Source organism: Leisingera thetidis (genome assembly GCF_025857195.1).
GTDB classification, from domain to species: Bacteria; Pseudomonadota; Alphaproteobacteria; order Rhodobacterales; family Rhodobacteraceae; genus Leisingera; species Leisingera thetidis.
The window spans coordinates 1054612-1072085 of the sequence record NZ_CP109787.1 but is presented as its reverse complement, the minus strand read 5'-3'; the positions used below and the strand labels follow the sequence as shown (position 1 = coordinate 1072085).

General features: G+C 64.1%; 19 protein-coding genes and 2 tRNA genes. 14 read left to right on the top strand and 7 right to left on the bottom strand.

Going from position 1 to position 17474, the window contains the following annotated elements:
- The first annotated feature begins 260 nt into the window (after nucleotides 1–260).
- Genes OKQ63_RS05090 through OKQ63_RS05080 form a run of 3 tightly spaced genes read left to right on the top strand, consistent with a single transcriptional unit; the run spans nucleotide 261 to nucleotide 3094 of the window.
- Complete coding sequence (locus tag OKQ63_RS05090) at nucleotides 261–1931, top strand: pilus assembly protein TadG-related protein (protein ID WP_264212880.1); 1671 nt, start codon at nucleotides 261–263, stop codon at nucleotides 1929–1931.
- A complete protein-coding gene (locus OKQ63_RS05085; protein ID WP_264212879.1) occupies nucleotides 1928–2464 on the top strand; it encodes a TadE/TadG family type IV pilus assembly protein in 537 nt (178 codons plus the stop codon). Before OKQ63_RS05090 ends, OKQ63_RS05085 begins: the two co-directional genes overlap by 4 nt.
- A 3-nt stretch (nucleotides 2465–2467) precedes the next feature.
- The gene (locus OKQ63_RS05080; protein WP_264212878.1) at nucleotides 2468–3094 is read left to right on the top strand and encodes a TadE/TadG family type IV pilus assembly protein; all 627 of its coding nucleotides are present in this window, start codon (nucleotides 2468–2470) and stop codon (nucleotides 3092–3094) included.
- Nucleotides 3095–3128: 34 nt separating this feature from the next.
- Here OKQ63_RS05080 and OKQ63_RS05075 read toward each other — a convergent pair whose 3' ends face one another.
- A complete protein-coding gene (locus OKQ63_RS05075) occupies nucleotides 3129–3602 on the bottom strand; it encodes a hypothetical protein (RefSeq protein WP_264212877.1) in 474 nt (157 codons plus the stop codon).
- A 103-nt stretch (nucleotides 3603–3705) separates the two neighbouring features.
- Nucleotides 3706–4662, bottom strand: coding sequence for an NAD(P)-dependent oxidoreductase (locus OKQ63_RS05070; RefSeq protein WP_264213878.1), 957 nt, complete (start codon nucleotides 4660–4662; stop codon nucleotides 3706–3708).
- A 120-nt stretch (nucleotides 4663–4782) separates the two neighbouring features.
- On the opposite strand from OKQ63_RS05070, the gene OKQ63_RS05065 reads away from it, so the two are divergent.
- From OKQ63_RS05065 to OKQ63_RS26075, 3 genes are all read left to right on the top strand, one after another.
- Nucleotides 4783–5658, top strand: coding sequence for a LysR substrate-binding domain-containing protein (locus OKQ63_RS05065; RefSeq protein WP_264212876.1), 876 nt, complete (start codon nucleotides 4783–4785; stop codon nucleotides 5656–5658).
- Between the two features lie 113 nt (nucleotides 5659–5771).
- Nucleotides 5772–6077, top strand: coding sequence for a hypothetical protein (locus OKQ63_RS26080; protein ID WP_350356296.1), 306 nt, complete (start codon nucleotides 5772–5774; stop codon nucleotides 6075–6077).
- A gap of 37 nt (nucleotides 6078–6114) precedes the next feature.
- Entirely contained in the window at nucleotides 6115–6309 is a 195-nt protein-coding gene (locus OKQ63_RS26075; RefSeq protein ID WP_350356295.1) for a hypothetical protein, read from the top strand.
- A 62-nt stretch (nucleotides 6310–6371) separates the two neighbouring features.
- Here the strand turns inward: OKQ63_RS26075 and OKQ63_RS05055 are convergent, their stop codons facing one another.
- Entirely contained in the window at nucleotides 6372–7559 is a 1188-nt protein-coding gene (locus OKQ63_RS05055) for an adenylate/guanylate cyclase domain-containing protein (RefSeq protein WP_264212875.1), read from the bottom strand.
- Nucleotides 7560–7775: 216 nt separating this feature from the next.
- Between OKQ63_RS05055 and OKQ63_RS05050 the strand changes: the two genes are divergently transcribed.
- Together OKQ63_RS05050 and OKQ63_RS05045 are read left to right on the top strand one after the other, a co-directional pair.
- A complete protein-coding gene (locus OKQ63_RS05050) occupies nucleotides 7776–8687 on the top strand; it encodes a pirin family protein (RefSeq protein ID WP_264212874.1) in 912 nt (303 codons plus the stop codon).
- Nucleotides 8688–8755: 68 nt separating this feature from the next.
- The gene (locus OKQ63_RS05045; protein ID WP_264212873.1) at nucleotides 8756–9058 is read left to right on the top strand and encodes an antibiotic biosynthesis monooxygenase family protein; all 303 of its coding nucleotides are present in this window, start codon (nucleotides 8756–8758) and stop codon (nucleotides 9056–9058) included.
- 24 nt (nucleotides 9059–9082) lie between these two features.
- Here the strand turns inward: OKQ63_RS05045 and OKQ63_RS05040 are convergent, their stop codons facing one another.
- Both OKQ63_RS05040 and OKQ63_RS05035 read right to left on the bottom strand, forming a co-directional pair.
- Nucleotides 9083–9562, bottom strand: a complete 480-nt coding sequence (locus OKQ63_RS05040; protein ID WP_264212872.1) for a GNAT family N-acetyltransferase — start codon at nucleotides 9560–9562, stop codon at nucleotides 9083–9085.
- Nucleotides 9559–10146 carry a TetR/AcrR family transcriptional regulator gene (locus tag OKQ63_RS05035; RefSeq protein ID WP_264212871.1) on the bottom strand — a complete coding sequence of 196 codons (588 nt, stop codon included), beginning with the start codon at nucleotides 10144–10146 and terminating at the stop codon, nucleotides 9559–9561. The genes OKQ63_RS05040 and OKQ63_RS05035 overlap by 4 nt, the downstream gene beginning before the upstream one ends.
- Before the next feature lie 167 nt (nucleotides 10147–10313).
- Between OKQ63_RS05035 and OKQ63_RS05030 the strand changes: the two genes are divergently transcribed.
- From OKQ63_RS05030 to OKQ63_RS05005, 6 genes are all read left to right on the top strand, one after another.
- A complete protein-coding gene (locus tag OKQ63_RS05030; RefSeq protein ID WP_264212870.1) occupies nucleotides 10314–10568 on the top strand; it encodes a hypothetical protein in 255 nt (84 codons plus the stop codon).
- A 116-nt stretch (nucleotides 10569–10684) separates the two neighbouring features.
- Nucleotides 10685–11971 (top strand): homoserine dehydrogenase, encoded by a 1287-nt coding sequence (locus OKQ63_RS05025; protein ID WP_264212869.1) that lies wholly within the window; start codon nucleotides 10685–10687, stop codon nucleotides 11969–11971.
- A 166-nt stretch (nucleotides 11972–12137) separates the two neighbouring features.
- Nucleotides 12138–13124 (top strand): class II fructose-bisphosphatase, encoded by a 987-nt coding sequence (gene glpX, locus OKQ63_RS05020; RefSeq protein WP_264212868.1) that lies wholly within the window; start codon nucleotides 12138–12140, stop codon nucleotides 13122–13124.
- A gap of 108 nt (nucleotides 13125–13232) precedes the next feature.
- Complete coding sequence (gene recJ, locus OKQ63_RS05015) at nucleotides 13233–14972, top strand: single-stranded-DNA-specific exonuclease RecJ (RefSeq protein ID WP_264212867.1); 1740 nt, start codon at nucleotides 13233–13235, stop codon at nucleotides 14970–14972.
- 104 nt (nucleotides 14973–15076) lie between these two features.
- Nucleotides 15077–15151: transfer RNA gene (locus OKQ63_RS05010), tRNA-Glu, on the top strand.
- A 170-nt stretch (nucleotides 15152–15321) separates the two neighbouring features.
- Nucleotides 15322–15396: transfer RNA gene (locus OKQ63_RS05005), tRNA-Glu, on the top strand.
- 150 nt (nucleotides 15397–15546) lie between these two features.
- On the opposite strand, the gene OKQ63_RS05000 is transcribed toward OKQ63_RS05005, so the two are convergent.
- Together OKQ63_RS05000 and OKQ63_RS04995 are read right to left on the bottom strand one after the other, a co-directional pair.
- Nucleotides 15547–16602, bottom strand: coding sequence for a GGDEF domain-containing protein (locus OKQ63_RS05000; RefSeq protein ID WP_264212866.1), 1056 nt, complete (start codon nucleotides 16600–16602; stop codon nucleotides 15547–15549).
- A complete protein-coding gene (locus OKQ63_RS04995) occupies nucleotides 16599–17186 on the bottom strand; it encodes a heme NO-binding domain-containing protein (RefSeq protein WP_264212865.1) in 588 nt (195 codons plus the stop codon). The genes OKQ63_RS05000 and OKQ63_RS04995 overlap by 4 nt, the downstream gene beginning before the upstream one ends.
- Nucleotides 17187–17474: the final 288 nt, after the last annotated feature.

Sequence of the window (17474 nt, the reverse complement as noted above, 5' to 3'; positions counted from 1 at the left end):
CGACCTTTTTGACCCTTCCCTGCCAAAAAGATTCGCATTTTAGCCAAAGGTTCACGATTCGCCATTTCTGGGGAGGCCATTGTCTCCAAGTGCGGGACAACCCGCGGGAATTGCTGGAAATTGACAACCTAAACCCTTGCAATTGAAGCTTTTCCGGCGCAATCCCGCCCCATTTCCGCCACCATTGGCGCGCATTAATAAGTGTAAATTCCGCTGCTAAAGCCGTGCTGACCTGTTCCGAAGCCGGCGGGGGTGTTTAGATGAGTATGCGTCACAAGAATTCCACAGCTCTGAGCAATCCGCTCCTGCTGCGCTGCCAGGTCAAATTGAACGGCTTCCTGCAGGAAGAGGACGGGGTGCTGGCCAAACCGATGATCGGCACCTTCCTTGCCATGCTGGCGGTCGGCGGCATCGGAGTGGACCTGATGCGGATGGAGCGTGACCGCACCATGCTGCAATACACGCTGGACCGGGCAGCACTGGCGGCGGCGGACCTCGACCAGCAGAGTTCGCCCGACGCCGTGGTTCTGGATTACCTGTCGAAATCGGGGCTGGAAGACTATTACCAGGCGCCCTGGTGGGAATCCGGTCTTGGCTTCAAGAAGGTGCAGGCCACCATCGACACCACTTTTCCGACTCACCTGCTGAAATTTGCCGGCGGCGACGACATGCCGCTCTACGCAACCTCGCGCGCCGAGGAGAGCATCGACGGGGTGGAAATCTCGATGGTGCTGGATGTATCCGGCTCGATGAACTCCAACAGCCGTCTGACCAACCTCAAAGTGGCAGCCAAGGATTTTGTCGACACCATGGTGGCCAATACCACGGACGGCAAGATGTCGATCTCGATCATTCCTTACGCAACGCAAGTCTCGGTGCCGGAGGATCTGATCGACCAATACAATCTGAACGAATTGCACGAGTATTCCTACTGCGTGAATTTCGCAGGTTCCGACTTCTCCAGCACCAGCCTGTCGCAAACGGATTCACTGGAACAGACAATGCATTTTTCGCCCTGGTCCAGTAATGACCGGCGCGACAACGGCGACCTGGTTCAATCGCCCGTCTGCGAACCCGCCACCGACGAGACCCGGGCAATCCTGCCCTTCCAGAAGGACGCGACGGTCCTCAAAACATTCATCGAAAATCTCTGGGGCGGCGGCAATACGTCCATCGATATCGGCATGAAATGGGGCACAACGCTGCTCGACCCGTCAGCCCGGCCCGCGATCAACGCCTTGACCACTGGCTCGGATGCATCTGTTCCGAACGATTTCTCGGCCCGCCCGTCGGACTACACCGACTCGGATACCGTCAAAGTGATTGTTCTGATGACCGACGGCCAGAACACATCGCAATATTATGTCGAGAGCGATCACCGCGAAGGCGACTCCAACGTCTGGTTCACGACCACCAGCGACGGAACCGAAGTATACTCCACACTCAATCCGTCCAGCGGCCAGTACTATTGGCATTTGCCTTACGGCGCCCGGTGGGAAGATCACCCGTTTGGCACGGGAACCGACAGCTATAGGAATTGCTACAGCTGCAGTTGGAAACAGGAATCCGGCACTGCCGAACGGCTGAGCTATACTGATCTGTTTGCCCAAACGCCGCTGAAGTACTTGTACAAAGACATCTATGCCGACTGGATGGGCACGTCTTCCGCCCGCAGCACCTGGTACTACGGCGTTTATGACTATTACGGGAACTCGACCAAAAATACCCGCACCCGCAGCATCTGCCAGGCGGCCAAGGATCAGGGCATCATCGTCTACACCATCGGCTTCGAGGCGCCCAGCAACGGCGTGTCGGTGCTGCAGGATTGCGCCAGCTCCGACTCCCATTACTTCGATGTGGACGGGCTGGAAATCAGCGACGCCTTCGCCTCGATCGCAACTTCCATCCGCCAACTGAGGCTGACCCAATGATCCGCCGCGCCGCACAGAGCCTGCGCCGGTTCCGGGAACGCGAGGATGGCAATTCGACGGTGGGGTTCGCCATCACTATCCCCGCTTTCCTGATGATCATGATGTCGACTGTCGAACTCGGCATGATCAACCTGCGCCATTCGCAGCTGGAGCGCGCCCTGGACCAGACCGTCCGCGACATCCGCCTCACCACCGGCAGCAATCCGCAGCACGACGATATTCGCGACTCGGTTTGCAATCTTTCGGGATTTATCGATGAGTGCACCACCTCGCTGCGGCTGGAGATGGTTCAGGTCGATCCGTTCAACTGGGCGCCCATCGACCCGGATCCGGACTGCATCAACCGTATCGAGGATGTGCAGCCGGTCCGGAACTTTGTCAGCGGCCAATCCAACGAACTGATGCTGATCCGGGCCTGCATGAAGTTCAATCCGATCTTCCCGACTTGGGGGCTTGGAGCCGATCTGAGCAAAGATGACGATGGCCGGATCAGCCTGATCGCAACATCTGCATTTGTTCAGGAACCGAGGTAAGCCATGCTGACAGCCCTGACACGGAAAACCCGCTGCAATACTTTGCCGGCCCGTCTGCGCGCCTTCCTGCGCAGCACGGATGGCAATGTCTCAATCGAGTTTGCCTTCTACGCACCGCTGCTGCTGAGCCTGTTTGCGTCGATCTACACGTTTTTCGATGCGTTCCGGCGCGACAGCGTCAATCTCAAGGCTGCTTACACGGTCTCCGATCTGATCTCGCGCGAAACGACGGCAATCAACGACGATTACCTCGACAGCATGTATGAAATGACCAAGCTGCTGATCCGCCAGGATTCCCAGCTGGGGCTGCGGGTGTCGGTGGTGCACTGGGACGACGATGATGCAAAGTACTATGTCGACTGGTCCGAAGTGCGCGGCACGTCCGACATCACCTGGACGGACGCCACCATCAACACGGTGTCCACCAAACTGCCGGACATGCCAGACCAGGAGCGGGTGATTCTGGTTGAAACCTTCAACGAGATGGACCCGGCCTTCAATGTCGGGCTGCCAACACTGAACCTGGACAATTTCATCTTCACCCGCCCGCGGTTTGCTCCGCTGGTCGCCTTTGAAGGCAGCGCCACCGGCTCGGGCAGCCACGACGATGGCGGGGATGGCACGGATTAAGCCATCCTGAAATCCGGGGACTTCCGGCGCGGCCTTACTGGCTGCGCTGTGCCAGCATCGCGGCGAGGATCTCCGACATCGCCTTGCCCTGCGACCCCGGCGTCACCCCGCCAATGCCGATCCGGCGGCCAGCCCGCCACCACAGTCCCGGCATCCACACTTTCGAGCCTTGCGTCCGGGTCCGGACCAGAAAGCCGTTTGACGGCTTGAAGGCAAAGAAGCCGCGGTCGATGGCTTCGATATCCGCCACCCTGGCAATCACCTGGCCGTCAGAGCAGCGCAGCTCCTCGGCGGTCAGCTCGATCCGGTGCACAGTAGCCTGCCACATCCGCACCGCCAGCCACAGCGCCGCCGCGCCAACCGCCAGCAGGAACACCAGCCAGGCGGGCGACGGCGGCGCCGCGACGGCCACATAGACCAGCAGGCAGCCGGTCAGGCCCAGCATCGCCGTCCCCACCACCCGGCGCCCGCCGGAAGCTTCGATTTCGGCCAGAATTTCGTTGCTCATCAGCTGCTCCCCTCGCTGCTGCGCCGGGCATAAACCGGATTGGCACAAGAAAACAGCCCCCGACGCGGCGGGGGCTGGATGCAGGCCTGCCGTTCGGGGAAACCTACTCCGCAGCGGCGCGGCGCACGACAACCTCATACCCCGGCTCTTCCGGCTCGTCGTCGATCAATTCCGGCGGGAAGCCCGGCGCGGTGATTGACAGGCCGGTGGCCTCTTCCAGGCGCTCGATCATCCGGTCGGACTGCGCCCGCTCGCCATAGCGGCGCTGGCCGTCCTTCATCATCTCGATCATCAGCGGCGACAGCTCCAGCGGCACGTTGTGGCGGTCGGCCAGGGTCTGGAACAGGCCGATATCCTTCATCACCAGGTCCATGGTGAAATTCACATCGCGCGAGCCGGACAGGATCAGCTGGCTCTCGGTCTCATGGGCAAAGGACGTGCCCGAGGACATCGAGATCGCCTCAAACGTCATCCCCAGATCCATGCCGCAGGCCTTCATCACCGTCAGCGCTTCCATGACCGCCAGCAGGTTCATGTTGGCCAGGTAGTTGGTCATTACCTTGAGGGTCGAGGAATTGCCGATCTCCCCCACATGCAGGATGCGGCGGCCCATGGTGGTCAGGATTGGCAGGATGCGGTCAAATGTTTCTCGCTCGCAACCCGCATAAATCGAGATATTGCCGGTGTCTGCCCGGTGGCAGCCCCCCGACACAGGGCAGTCGACCGGCGCACCGCCGCGCTCGGCCACCAGCGCGCCCAGGCGCTTCACCTCCTCCACATCCGTGGTCGACATTTCCATCCAGATCTTGCCGGGCTGCACATGCGGCAGCATCTCACTGACCACCGCATCCGACGCCGCGGGACTTGGCAGGCAGGTGATCACCGCATCGCAGTCCTGCATCATCTGCGCCGGGCTGCCGCCCGCCCTGGCGCCGCGCTCCACAAAGGCCTGCACCAGCGCCGCGTCCAGATCATGCACCGCCACTTCCAGCCCGTTGCGCACCAGGCTGCCGGCCAGTTTGCCGCCGACGTTGCCAAGGCCGACAAAGCCGATCTTCATTTCCGTTTTCATGTCAGGGGTCTCCTCCCGGGGTATCCGTCTGCGCCATGGCTAGCTTGACCTCACCCAAAACAAAAACGAATAATAATGCGGAATGACCCCAAGAATATTTGCAACGTAATGTCCGATCTGCCCAATCTCGTCTGGCTGCGCGCCTTTGAAGCCGCCGCCCGCCTGCAAAGTTTCACTGCCGCAGCCGAAGAGCTGCGGCTGACCCAGGCCGCCGTCAGCCATCAGGTGCGCAGCCTGGAGAAAAGCTTTGGCATCACCCTGTTCATCCGCCGCGCCCGGCATCTGGAGCTGACACAGCTGGGGCACGCCTATTACCCTTCGGTGGCGCAGGCGCTGACCGATATCGCCTATTCCACCCGCGGCCTGCTGGGCCATGCGCAGACCCGCACCGTGACCCTGCGGGCGCCGGTCTCGACCGCGGTTCTGTGGGTGGCACCACGGCTGGGGGCGTTCCATGCCGCCAATCCGCATATCCGCATCCGGCTGATCTCCGCCGTCTGGGCCGACAGCACCCAGGACGAGGATGTGGATATCGACCTGCGCCTTGGCCCCTCCGGCTGGTTCGACCGGCGCGCGCATCTGCTGTCGACCGAAACCGTTATCCCCGTGGCGCAGCCGCAGCTGGCCGGGCAGCTGCACTCGGTCGATCAGCTGTTCGACCAGACGCTGATCCACATTCATGGCTACCAGGACCACTGGCTGAGGCTGTCGGAACAGGAAGGCGTGCCGCTGAACGACCGCAGCGCGCCGCTCTATGTCGATACCTCGCTGGCGGCAATCGAGCTGGCGGCCTCCGGCGCCGGGGTTGCCATGCTGATGCGCCGCTATGCCGGGCTGCCGCTGTCGCAAGGCCGGTTGGCGCAGGTTCTGGGCGCGGAGATTCCAATGGGCCAGGGCCACTACCTGATGCCCGCCGCCGGCGAGGCGCCGAACAGCGCCGAAACCGCCATGGTGCGGGACTGGACCGTGTCCCTGTTCCGCTGACCGGCCCGCCCCGGCGCGACGGCGATGCAGCCGCAGAGGCCGAAGTCACCGGTGATTTCGAGCGGTTCTCGCAGCGCAACGACATTTTCACCCGCGCTTTCTGCGACGAGCGGGTGAAATCCAAACACACCGCCAGGTTTTTCGCCTTCTACCGGATCCAAGCCACGCCACGGCGCCGCGACGGCTTCACCCAGCGCGACTTTGCCCTGCGCAAGGCGGCCTGGCTGATCTCCGACGTGATCTCCGGCCGCCGCACGCAGGAGGGCATCTGCGAAGGCTTCCAGGCCGCAATCCGCCCCGACACGCCGGTGGCAAAGAAGGCGCTGAAGTTTGACGAACCGGCCCGGATATCCGCCGAGATGAAACGCATCGCCAGGTTTTTTGGCGCCGGTTTGTGCGGCATCACCGACCTGGATTGAGCGCGGGCTTTATACCGCCCGCGTCGATGCCCGCGGCATGTCCGAAGCGCCGCATGACCTGCCGGAAGGCCTCAACAGCGTGATCGTGCTGGACCAGGATGGCCTTGGATTGCGCCATCTGCATGCGGATCTGCCGGTTCAACCGCGACTATTCGAATCGGCGCAACCGGCTGTGGCTGAAGCTGGCCCAGAAGCATCGCGGGTGCAGGAAGCCAGCGGAGTGATGGGATAAGGCGGCAGACGTTTCTTCAAAAGAAGGCGCATTTCAAAACCGGGGCGAAGCCAGCCTGTATCTTAACTGGTTGAAACCGCAAAAACTTCTTCCTGTTCTTGCAGCCCTTTCAGGGCCTGTTTGCCCAGCGAATGGCCTTTCAGCCGGGCTCTCTGCCGGAACTCCGCCGACACCAGCAGCGGCGCGTCCATGGCGCCGCACAGCGCCGCCACCCGGGCGGCCAGGTTCACGTCGCGGCCGATCACCGTGTAGTCGAGCCGCATCCCCGAACCGACATTGCCAAAGGCGACCTCGCCGAAATGCAGCGCGATTCCGACGCCGAACTGCGGCTGGTCGGTACGGGCGGCCACCCGCGCCAGCCCTTCCCGGGCGGCTGCAAGCGCCCGGGCGCAGGTCTGCTCCCCGTCCTCCTCAGCGCGGAATATCGCCAGGATGCCGTCGCCGATCAGTTTCAGCACTTCACCGCCCGCGCCTTCGACCGGCGGCACGATGCAATCGTAATAGGCGTTGAGCAACCCGGTGGCCTGTTCCGCGGTCATGCCTGCGGTCAGCTCGGTAAAGCGGCGCATGTCGGCAAACAGGATGGCGGAGCGGATATGCATGACCTCGCCCCGGTGCACATCCCCCGAGATGATCCGCCGCTGCGGCTCCTCGCCGACATAGATCCGCAGCGCCTCCTGCATGGCGCGGGCAGTCGTGAGGATCTCCTGGCAGGCTGACAGCGCCGGGAACACGGCCCGCAGGAAGCGGATATCGTCCGCCGGAAATCCGTCTGCCGCCCGGGTCGCAAAGCTGAAGGTGCCGGCCATGCCGCTGCGCATGAAGACCGGTGCCATGATATAGTGGGTGTAGCCATCCGCCTTCAGCTCGGGCACGATTCCGTAGCGGCCGTCCGGGGTGTCCGGCAGCCACAGGACCACCCACTCCCCCGTTTTGTGCACATCTGCGGCGGGGGAATGGGCATAGCCCTGCCCGCTTTCCGCGTTATAGGGAAAGAGATAGCTGCGCGCCCCTTTGCCGCGCTCCCAGAAACGCGCGCTGGCCACCGCCTCGGCATGCAGCAACGGCACGATGGAAGTGGCCCGGTCCAGCGGCACACCGCCTGCACGGATCAGTTCCGACATCCGGGTGAGCACCGTGTCGGCGTCCGCGGCAGCCCGCGCCTCCCCCAGCATATAAGAAATCAGGCGCAAGGCACCCGGCAGACGGTCGGGCGGCAAGTGCAGCAATAGGTCAGGGGCATGTGTCATTGGATCAGGCTACCCCGCCCCGCAGGCCCAGCGCAACGGAGGCGCTCCCGCCCGTCCTTGGCGCCTTTGGCGCCTGCGTCCCGTTGGGCCGGGCAGCCCTGCGGGCTGCGGGTCACTCTGTTCACCTGCGCACAGCGGGCGTGTTCTGCAGCTGGTTCCGGGGCGGCATCGCGCCCCCTATCTTAGCAGCAGCCAACGTTTACAGGAGGCATACGGATGTCCCTCAGACCCATTCTCGAAACCCGCGCCGCCCAGCCCCATACCGAGGGCGCCGGCGTCAAGCTGCACCGCGCCTTCGGCTTTCAGGACCCGTCGGAGCTGGACCCGTTCCTGCTGTTCGACGATTTCCGCAACGACAACCCCGAGGACTATCTGCGCGGCTTTCCCTGGCATCCGCACCGCGGCATCGAGACCATCACCTATGTGCTGGCAGGCTCGGTGGAGCACGGCGACTCGCTGGGCAACACGGGCACCCTTGGGGCGGGCGACGTGCAGTGGATGACTGCCGGATCGGGCATCCTGCACCAGGAGATGCCCGCAGGCAACGCCAAGGGCCAGATGCACGGCTTCCAGCTCTGGGGCAACCTGCCCGCCAGCCAGAAGATGACCGCGCCGCGCTATCAGGACGTGAAGGGCCGCGAGATCCCCGAGATCATCGACGACGACGGCACCCGCGTGAAGGTGGTTGCCGGCAGCTTCTGGGGCAAGCGCGGCCTGGTGGACGGCATTGCCGCCGACCCGCAGTATCTGGATGTGTACGTCCCGGCCGGTGTCAAGAAGACGCTGCCAATCGACACCTACCGCCGGGCCTTTGCCTATGTGTTCGAAGGTCAGGCGGCCTTTGCCGATGCCTCCGCCCCGCAAGGGGTGCTGCTGGAGAAGGAAGTCGCAGGCCAGGAGGTCAACATCCGCGACCTGTCCGGCGACCGCACCCTGATCCGTTTTGGCACCGGCGACGGGATCACCGTGCAGGCCGGCCCTGAAGGCGTGCGGTTTCTGCTGATCTCCGGCGCGCCGATCAATGAGCCGGTGGCCTGGCACGGGCCGATTGTGATGAACACCCAGGAACAGCTGCGCCAGGCCTTCCGCGATCTGCGCAACGGGACATTTATCAAACCCGCGCACTGACGGGCTGCGCCGCCAACGCCATTTCTTGTGCTATACTCCCCCCGTTCAATGATCAGATGGGGGGAGAGATGATTATCCGGGTGTTCCGTGCCACCGTCCGCGATGACAAGATCCAGGAATTCAAGGACTTTCTGACAAAAACCGCCGTGCCGCATGTGCGCCGCCAGCCAGGGTTGATCTCTGTCACCGCCGGGCTGCCGCGGCCGGATTCGCCCTCCACTTTCTGCGTCGTCATGGTCTGGGAGAGCATTGCCGCGCTGCAGGCCTTTGCGGGCGAGGACTGGGAGCAGCCGCATGTGCTGCCGGAAGAGGACCCGATGGTGCTGAGCCGCCAGATCGATCATTACGACATGATCGGACTGCTGAGCTGACAGGCCGGAGCCTGCCCGCGGGCCTTAGCCGCCCCCGCGCCAGCTGTAGACGGTTTCGCCGTCCGCTGGCGCCGGCGTGAAGCCCGCCTTTTCCAGCACCCGGGCCGAGGCCGCGTTTTGCTGCATGACACCGCCGGACAGTGTGACGCCACTGCCGCGGAAATGCATCTGCAGGCCGCTGATCAGCTCGCTCGCCAGGCCCTGGCCCCAGGCGGCTTCGGCAAATAGATAGCCCAGATTGCGGGTTTTGCTGCCGTCCTCCGGATAAGACAGGATCAGCAGCCCGATGCCCTGCCCCGCAGCGCCGCGCAAGCCGATCACCTCCGCCTGCTGCGCCACCGCGGCCAGAAAATCCCGCCGGGCCTGATCGCTGTCCTGCGCTTGGAACCCTTCCGGCAGCCATTGCACAACCTTCGGGGCAAACAGATCCGCCAGCTCCGCCTCCGTCAGCTCCTGCCAGCGTGCCGCACCCAGGCGGCTGGTCCGCAGATCGAGCAGATTCATGCACTGACCGCCTTTTGCACCATGCCCCAATAGACCCGCTCCACCTCGTCCAGCGAGAGCCGTCCTTCGGAGCGGTACCAGGTGTTGACCCCATTCAGCATCGCAATCACCGCCAGTGTTGCGATCTTGGTGTCGGGGATGGCGAACATGCCCTGTTCCACGCCTTCCTTCAGGATCCCCTCCACCCCGTTTTCGTAGTCGCGGCGCAGCGATTCGATGACGGTGAAATTTTCCTCTGTCAGGTTGCGCAGCTCCATATAGGCAATGAACACCGCATCCGGGCGTTCCAGGTGGAAGCGGATGTGAAAGCCGGTAAAGGCGCGCAGCCGCTCCATCGCACCGGCCGCCCGCGGCACCGCGTCCCAGGCGGCCTGCAGCTCTTCCATATGGCTGGACATCAGGCTGAACAGCAGGCTCTGCTTGTCCGGCGTGTAATTGTACAGCGCCCCGGCCTGCACCCCCACCTCCTTGGCGATCTGGCGCATCGACACGGCGGCATAGCCATGCTGGGCAAACAGCCGCAGAGCTGCCTCGCGGATGCGCGGGCCGGTGATATCGGAATGGGAACCTTGGGTGCGTGCCATGCCCGCAACAATAACTGAACAGTCGTTCATATAAAAGAGAGAAAGCAGCCGCTGCCCTCTGTAACCGCTTTGCCCGGCAAAGCCAACGCCCTGCTGCGGCGGGAAATCAATTGTGCCGGCGCGCCGGAGCCCCTAGAACCGGCGGTGCGGAACAAAGGGTTTAGGCAATGCAGATTTGGGCGCGGATCACTTTCCTCGTGGCTTTGGCAGGTGCTGCCGCCTGCACCCGGGTGCCCGAGCTCGAGGACCGGCTGACCCCGGACCTGCGCAATGCGGATTACCCCAGGCTGCTGCCGCTGGATGACGCGCTGGAGCCGCTGGACCCGCCGCAACAGGCCGGCGCAGAGCTGCAGGCAGAGCTCGACGCCCGCAGCGCCCGGCTGCAACGCCGCGCCGAGGCGGTGAAAAACGCCGAATTCTGACCGCTTCCCGGCATTCTCTCCTGCTTCTCCCTGCTGCATGCGGCAGCGCCGTTGCACGCTCGCGCCGAACCCGATAAGGCGGGGCGAAGCATTTTCGGAACAAAGGACCTCCAGCTATGACAGAACCGCTTCGTCTTGGGATTGCAGGTTTGGGCACGGTTGGCATCGGCGTGGTGAAGATCATCCGCCGGCATGCTGCGCTGCTGGAGGCACGAACCGGACGCCCGGTGGTGATCTCGGCAGTGTCGGCCCGCGATGCCAATAAGGACCGCGGCGTGTCGCTCAAGGATTATGCCTGGGAGACCGACCCGGTGGCGCTGGCGGTGCGGGACGATGTGGATGTGTTCGTCGAGCTGATGGGCGGCCATGAAGGCGCAGCCAAAGCGGCAACCGAGGCCGCGCTGGCCGCGGGCAAGGATGTGGTCACCGCCAACAAGGCGCTGCTGGCCATCCACGGCCAGGCGCTGGCCGAACAGGCAGAATCCGCAGGCCGGGTGATCCGGTTCGAGGCCGCTGTCGCCGGCGGCATTCCGGTGATCAAATCGCTGACTGAAGGGCTGGCCGGCAATGAAATCACCCGCGTGATGGGGGTGATGAACGGCACTTGCAATTTCATCCTGACCCAGATGCAGGCCACCGAGCAGGGCTACAACGCCCTGTTCGAGGAATGCGGCCGCCTGGGCTATCTGGAGGCCGACCCGAATCTGGACGTGGGCGGCATCGACGCGGGCCACAAGCTGGCGCTGCTGGCCTCTATCGCCTTTGGCACCAAACCAGACTTTGACAGCGTGCAGCTTGAGGGCATCCAGCGGATTCAGCTGGAAGATATCCACGCCGCCGCTGACATGGGCTACCGCATCAAGCTGCTGGGGGTGGCGCAGCGCTCTGCCCGCGGGCTGGAGCAGCGCATGTCGCCCTGCCTGGTGCCCGCGAACTCGCCGCTGGGCCAGCTGGAAGGCGGCACCAACATGGTGGTGATCGAAGGCGACTCGATCGAGCAGGTGGTGCTGCGCGGCCCTGGCGCGGGCGAAGGCCCCACCGCCAGCGCGGTGATGGGCGATGTGCTGGACCTGGCCCGCGGCCTGCGGATTTCCACCTTCGGCCAGCCGGCAGAAACCCTGCAGGAAGCCCCCGCCGCCCAGACCGGCCTGCCCGCGCCCTTCTACCTGCGCATGGGCCTCCTGGACAAACCCGGCGCGCTGGCCAAGGTGGCCGCGGTACTGGGCGAAGCCGGCGTCTCGATCGACCGGATGCGCCAGTACGGCCACTCCGCGCCGGTTGCCCCGGTGCTGATCGTCACCCACAAATGCACCCGCGCGACACTGGACGCGGCGCTCGAAGGCCTGACCGCCACCGATGTGGTCGACGGCACCCCGGTCGCCCTGCGCATCGAAGAGGTCTGAACCGCCCGGGCGGACAGGCGGAAGAGGCAAATAGGCCTGTTTTTCAGGCTGCGGCAGGGTTTCCTGCCGCGCTGAGCGCCTTCGGCCCTTGCGAGCCTGCCCCGCCCCGCGCTATTCGGCTTGAAACGCCCATTCACATCTGACCCGTTGAGACAGGATTTCCGGTATGACTTCGAACACCTCTGACGCGCCCTTTCATGACCGCATGCTGTCGCTGGGCCTGGCCCGCGTTGCCGAGCAGGCGGCGCTGGCCTCTGCCTCGCTGATCGGCCGCGGCGACGAGAAAGCCGCCGACCAGGCCGCCGTGAACGCCATGCGCGAGCAGCTGAACCTGCTGGACATCGCCGGCGTGGTGGTGATCGGCGAAGGCGAGCGCGACGAGGCGCCGATGCTGTACATCGGCGAGGAAGTCGGCACCGGCAACGGCCCCGGCGTCGACATTGCGCTGGACCCGCTGGAAGGCACCACGCTGACCGCCAAGGACATGCCCAACGCCCTCACCGTGATCGCGATGGGTCCGCGCGGCTCGATGCTGCACGCGCCGGACACTTATATGGACAAACTGGCCATCGGCCCCGGATTTGCCGAAGGCGTGGTGTCGCTGGACATGTCCCCGCGCGAGCGTGTCGAGGCGCTGGCCAAGGCCAAGGGCTGCGCACCGTCCGACATCACCGTCTGCATTCTGGAGCGCCCGCGCCATGAGGCAATGATCGCCGAAGTGCGTGAAACCGGCGCCGCCATCCGCCTGATCACCGACGGCGACGTCGCCGGCGTGATGCACTGCGCTGAATCCGAGGCGACCGGCATCGACATGTACATGGGCCAGGGCGGCGCGCCGGAAGGCGTGCTGGCAGCCGCGGCATTGAAATGCATGGGCGGGCAGATCTTCGGCCGTCTTCTGTTCCGCAACGATGACGAAAAGGGCCGTGCGGCCAAGGCAGGCATCACCGACCTGGACCGCGTCTATACCCGAGACGAAATGGTCACTCAGGACGTGATCTTTGCCGCCACCGGCGTCACCGGCGGCTCGCTGCTGCCTGCGATCAAGCGCACCCCGGGCTGGGTCGAGACCACCACCCTTTTGATGCGCTCCAAGACCGGGTCGGTGCGCCGCATGTCCTACCGCACGCCGCTGGCGCCGCATCAGAGTTAAGCTGACCGCCGGGAAGCGGCCTGCGCCGCTGCCTCCGGCGGGAGTATTTGGGGAAAGATGAAAGGGCCGGATCCGATTGGGTCCGGCCTTTGCATATGGGGGCAGAAGATGAGCTTTTTGAGTGTTGAGCAATCCTTGACCGGCCGCCGCTGGGTTGGGCCCGGTGTGGAAGTGGACCGGGCATCGGAAATGATGGCGCAGCAGACCAGCCTGCCCCGCTCTGTCTGCCAGGTGCTGGCCCGGCGCGGGGTGCCGGCGATGGAGGCGAAGGGATTCCTGGAACCCCGGCTGAAGGAGCTGCTGCCCGACCCGCGCGAGATGAAGGACATGGAAGCTGCCGCCACAAGGTTCCTGGACGCCGTTCGGCGCAAGCAGCGCATTGCGGTCTTTGCCGACTATGATGTTGACGGCGGCAGCTCTGCTGCCTTGCTGCTGGTCTGGCTGCGGCAGATGGGGCTGCAAGCCACGCTTTATATTCCCGACCGCATTGACGAGGGCTACGGCCCCAACGTGCCGGCGATGCAGGAGCTGGCCGCGGGGCATGACCTGATCATCTGCGTCGACTGCGGCACTCTCAGCCATGAACCGATTGCCGCCGCCAAGGGCGCCGATGTGATCGTGCTGGACCATCACCTGGGCGGCGAGACGCTGCCGGACTGCGTGGCCGTGGTGAACCCCAACCGGCAGGACGAAAGCGGCGATCTGGGCTATTTCTGTGCCGCGGGTGTTGTCTTTCTGATGCTGGTCGAGGCCGGCCGTCAGATGCGCGAGGCGGGCGCCAAAGGCCCGGACCTGATGTCGCTTTTGGATCTGGTGGCGTTGGCCACCGTCGCCGACGTGGCGCCTCTGATCGGGGCCAACCGGGCGCTGGTGCGCCAGGGGCTGAAGGTCATGTCGGCGCGCAAGCGGCCCGGGCTGGTCGCGCTGTCGGACGTCAGCCGCATGGATTCAGCGCCTTCCACCTATCATCTCGGCTTTCTTCTGGGGCCTCGGGTCAACGCCGGCGGCCGGATCGGCAAGGCGGACCTGGGCGCGCGGCTGTTGTCGACCGACAACCCGCATGAGGCCGCGGCCCTGGCCGAACGGCTGGATGAGCTGAACACCGAACGCCGCGATATCGAAGCCGCGGTGCGCGCCGCGGCCCTGGAGCAGGCCGGGGCACGGGGGCTGGAGACGCCATTGGTGTGGGCCGCCGGCGAGGGCTGGCACCCGGGCGTGGTGGGCATTGTCGCCTCGCGCCTGAAGGAAGCCGCCAACCGGCCCGCCATCGTCATCGGCTTTGACGGGGACGAGGGCAAGGGGTCGGGGCGTTCGGTGTCCGGCGTCGACCTTGGCGCCTCGATCCAGCGGCTGGCGGCCGAGGGGCTGCTGGTCAAGGGCGGCGGCCACAAGATGGCGGCGGGCCTGACCGTGATGCGGGACAAACTGGAACCGGCAATGCAGCGTTTGACGGAGCTGCTGGCCAAACAGGGTGCAGGCCAGGGCGGCCCCGCCGACCTGAAGCTGGACGGGGCACTGATGCCCGGTGCCGTGACCGTTGATCTGATTGAGCAGATCGAACACGCCGGCCCCTTCGGCGCCGGCGCCCCTGCGCCGCGCTATGCGCTGCCCGATCTGCAGGTGCGCTTTGCCAAGAAGGTCGGCGAAAGCCATCTGAAACTGTCCCTCAGCGACGGCATGGGCGGGGGCGTGGACGCGATCAGCTTTGGCGCGTTCGACACCGCCCTGGGCCCGCGGCTGCTGGAGCACGGCGGCGCCCGCTTTCACTTCGCCGGACGGCTGGAAGTGAACACCTGGGGCGGCCGCCAAAGCCCGCAGCTTCGCCTGGAGGATGCTGCAGAAGCGTGATTTTTCAAGACCTTGCGTCCTGTGGATAAGAAAATTCACGAATGCGTATTTTTTCTCTTGCGGGTTCCGGCGCTTGCAACTAAACACCCGCTCACGCACAGAGTGGCCCGTTCGTCTATCGGTTAGGACGCCAGGTTTTCAACCTGGAAAGAGGGGTTCGATTCCCCTACGGGCTGCCACTTCCCCCCCACCAGACCCGCCGCGACGGCAGCTCCGACAGGACACCAAATTACGGTTGTGCGTCAAGCACTTGCAGCACGAAGGCACTGCAGGAAAAACACTCTCCTGCTGTAAAAAACCTCTTGCGCCCGGCCGGAGCAATCAGTAAACACCGCCTCACAGACAGCGTGGCCCGTTCGTCTATCGGTTAGGACGCCAGGTTTTCAACCTGGAAAGAGGGGTTCGATTCCCCTACGGGCTGCCACTTTCCCGAGACTTACAATCCACTGGCGCATGCTGGCGCATGCATTATCTGGTCCGCCACCTCGGCAATTCAGCTGGCGGCACAACAGCTGCGGCCGCCGCCATCAATCCCGTCTGGCCCCATCCAATCCGTCTGCTGCGGTGTCTTTCTTCAGGAGGCCGGGCCGGGAGCCGCGGCCGGAAGCGGGGAAGCCGTGGCACTGGCACTGCCGCACGCCTCTTCCTTCTCCATGCCTTCGCGGTAGAAAAAATGCTGCGCCCGCCCGGCCCGTTTGGCAGCATAAAGCGCCAGATCCGCCTGGTTCAGCAGCTGCACCGCATCAGGAAGCTTTTGCCAGGTCGACAGTGTGGTGCCGACACTGGCGGAAATCCGGCAGGCCTGACCGCCAAAGGGAATCGGCTCTTCCAGCCGCTGAATCAGCCGCTTGGCTATGGCCGCCAGCCTGGCCGTGTCCAGAACCCCCTCGAGAATCATCACAAATTCATCGCCGCCGACCCGGGCGACTGTGTCCGACTGGCGGGTGCATTCCACCATGATCCGCGCCGCCTGCTGCAGCACCGCATCGCCGGCCGCATGGCCCAGAGTGTCATTCACCTGCTTGAAGAAATCCAAGTCCAGATGCATCAGAGCAAATTCGCGGCCGCTGTTGATCAGCCGCCCCAGCACATGGTCCATCGCCCGGCGGTTCTTGAGCCCGGTCAGCGTGTCGGTAAAGGCCTGCTCCTCAGCCGCGATCTTGGCGCCCTGCAGCCGGGTGTTCAGCTGGCGCGAGGCCTCCATCGCGGCGGATTTCGCTTCGACCAGATACAGCATTTCAATGGTCAGATCAGTCGGTGAGAAATCCGCGCTGGTGAGATCATAGTCGCGCACGGCTTCCAGGACCGAAATCCCGAAGGAGAGATTGACAAACGCCCCCTGGCCGTCCGGCAGCGGCGTGCAGACTCCCTTGAGGCCGGTCTGCGGCTCATCCCGGAACTGCAGGTGCAGCTTGCTGCCGGAGGTGCTCAGCAGATCCTCCACCGAGCGCACCGAACGCGGGCGGGACAGATCGAATACCCGGAAGAACCGCCGCCCCTCCCAACTCAGCTGCGGACGCAGCTTTTTCAGGGTCGGCCCGGCAGAGACGATCCGTCCCTTGGCATCTATGATGGTGTACATCGGGCAGATCACACCCGCCATTCCGGTCAGCTGCTGGAGTGTCATCATAAGGAATGCGCCCCCAAGTCGAATTCGCGCCCTGCAGCAAATTTGGTTTCCACCAGGGTGATCGAAATCACTTCGGCCCCGTCCTGCATGCCGCTGTGGTCCAGAAAGACCAGGTCGCCGTAATCATCCGCCATCGCCCGCAGGACCCCCATAAGAACATGCGCATAGCCAGGCAGCCCCGGCTGGCAGATCAGTTCAAACTGGTCCTGCGCCTGCTCCAGCAGCTCCAGCCCGGGAAGATTCAAATCCGACACCGCCAACCGCGCCCGGTCCGGCAGATCATCCAGAGAATGCAGGAATTCCACATAGTTGACGCCGCCGAAGCGCAACAGCCGGCGCAAGGCCTCCACCTGGGGATTGGATACCAGAAATGTGCCCATGTCCTCCAGCATTTCCGGCAGTGGGCGCGCGAGAACCTTTCCCATCGCTGCCAGCATCTGGCCGGACTGCTCGTCGGTGTAAAACAGCATCGCTTCGAACTCGGTAAATCCAAGCCCGGCCTCTTCCATAACCTCTTCCCAGCGGTCCGCCCCGTAGGTACTGGTCACAAAAGCCTGAATCGCCCTGTTGATCAGACCGTGCATGCAATGGCCCCTCTTTGCCTATGCCCCAGTCTTGGCGCCCGCAGGTTAAGAAAGGCCCAACAAAGCAAATTTGCGTGGTCAAACGCGCACATTTTACCCGATTCAATCAACTCTTGCACGAAACCTGCACCTTCAGCAGCAGAAACCGGCCCGGCGCGCAACGCAATTACTGGCTGGCAGCTGGCACTTCGGCCGATCTCATCCGGTGAAACTCATACCTTTCCAACACGTGCCTGCGCGCCCGCTGCGGCCCCCCTGGCACTGCCCCTACTGGACCGGCAGGCGATC

Coding starts and splice junctions, on each gene's coding strand:
- OKQ63_RS05090 (WP_264212880.1), top strand. CDS start 261: ATGAGTATGCGTCACAAGAATTCCACAGCTCTGAGCAATCCGCTCCTG.
- OKQ63_RS05085 (WP_264212879.1), top strand. CDS start 1,928: ATGATCCGCCGCGCCGCACAGAGCCTGCGCCGGTTCCGGGAACGCGAG.
- OKQ63_RS05080 (WP_264212878.1), top strand. CDS start 2,468: ATGCTGACAGCCCTGACACGGAAAACCCGCTGCAATACTTTGCCGGCC.
- OKQ63_RS05075 (WP_264212877.1), bottom strand. CDS start 3,602: ATGAGCAACGAAATTCTGGCCGAAATCGAAGCTTCCGGCGGGCGCCGG.
- OKQ63_RS05070 (WP_264213878.1), bottom strand. CDS start 4,662: ATGAAGATCGGCTTTGTCGGCCTTGGCAACGTCGGCGGCAAACTGGCC.
- OKQ63_RS05065 (WP_264212876.1), top strand. CDS start 4,783: ATGTCCGATCTGCCCAATCTCGTCTGGCTGCGCGCCTTTGAAGCCGCC.
- OKQ63_RS26075 (WP_350356295.1), top strand. CDS start 6,115: ATGTCCGAAGCGCCGCATGACCTGCCGGAAGGCCTCAACAGCGTGATC.
- OKQ63_RS05055 (WP_264212875.1), bottom strand. CDS start 7,559: ATGACACATGCCCCTGACCTATTGCTGCACTTGCCGCCCGACCGTCTG.
- OKQ63_RS05050 (WP_264212874.1), top strand. CDS start 7,776: ATGTCCCTCAGACCCATTCTCGAAACCCGCGCCGCCCAGCCCCATACC.
- OKQ63_RS05045 (WP_264212873.1), top strand. CDS start 8,756: ATGATTATCCGGGTGTTCCGTGCCACCGTCCGCGATGACAAGATCCAG.
- OKQ63_RS05040 (WP_264212872.1), bottom strand. CDS start 9,562: ATGAATCTGCTCGATCTGCGGACCAGCCGCCTGGGTGCGGCACGCTGG.
- OKQ63_RS05035 (WP_264212871.1), bottom strand. CDS start 10,146: ATGGCACGCACCCAAGGTTCCCATTCCGATATCACCGGCCCGCGCATC.
- OKQ63_RS05030 (WP_264212870.1), top strand. CDS start 10,314: ATGCAGATTTGGGCGCGGATCACTTTCCTCGTGGCTTTGGCAGGTGCT.
- OKQ63_RS05025 (WP_264212869.1), top strand. CDS start 10,685: ATGACAGAACCGCTTCGTCTTGGGATTGCAGGTTTGGGCACGGTTGGC.
- glpX (WP_264212868.1), top strand. CDS start 12,138: ATGACTTCGAACACCTCTGACGCGCCCTTTCATGACCGCATGCTGTCG.
- recJ (WP_264212867.1), top strand. CDS start 13,233: ATGAGCTTTTTGAGTGTTGAGCAATCCTTGACCGGCCGCCGCTGGGTT.
- OKQ63_RS05000 (WP_264212866.1), bottom strand. CDS start 16,602: ATGATGACACTCCAGCAGCTGACCGGAATGGCGGGTGTGATCTGCCCG.
- OKQ63_RS04995 (WP_264212865.1), bottom strand. CDS start 17,186: ATGCACGGTCTGATCAACAGGGCGATTCAGGCTTTTGTGACCAGTACC.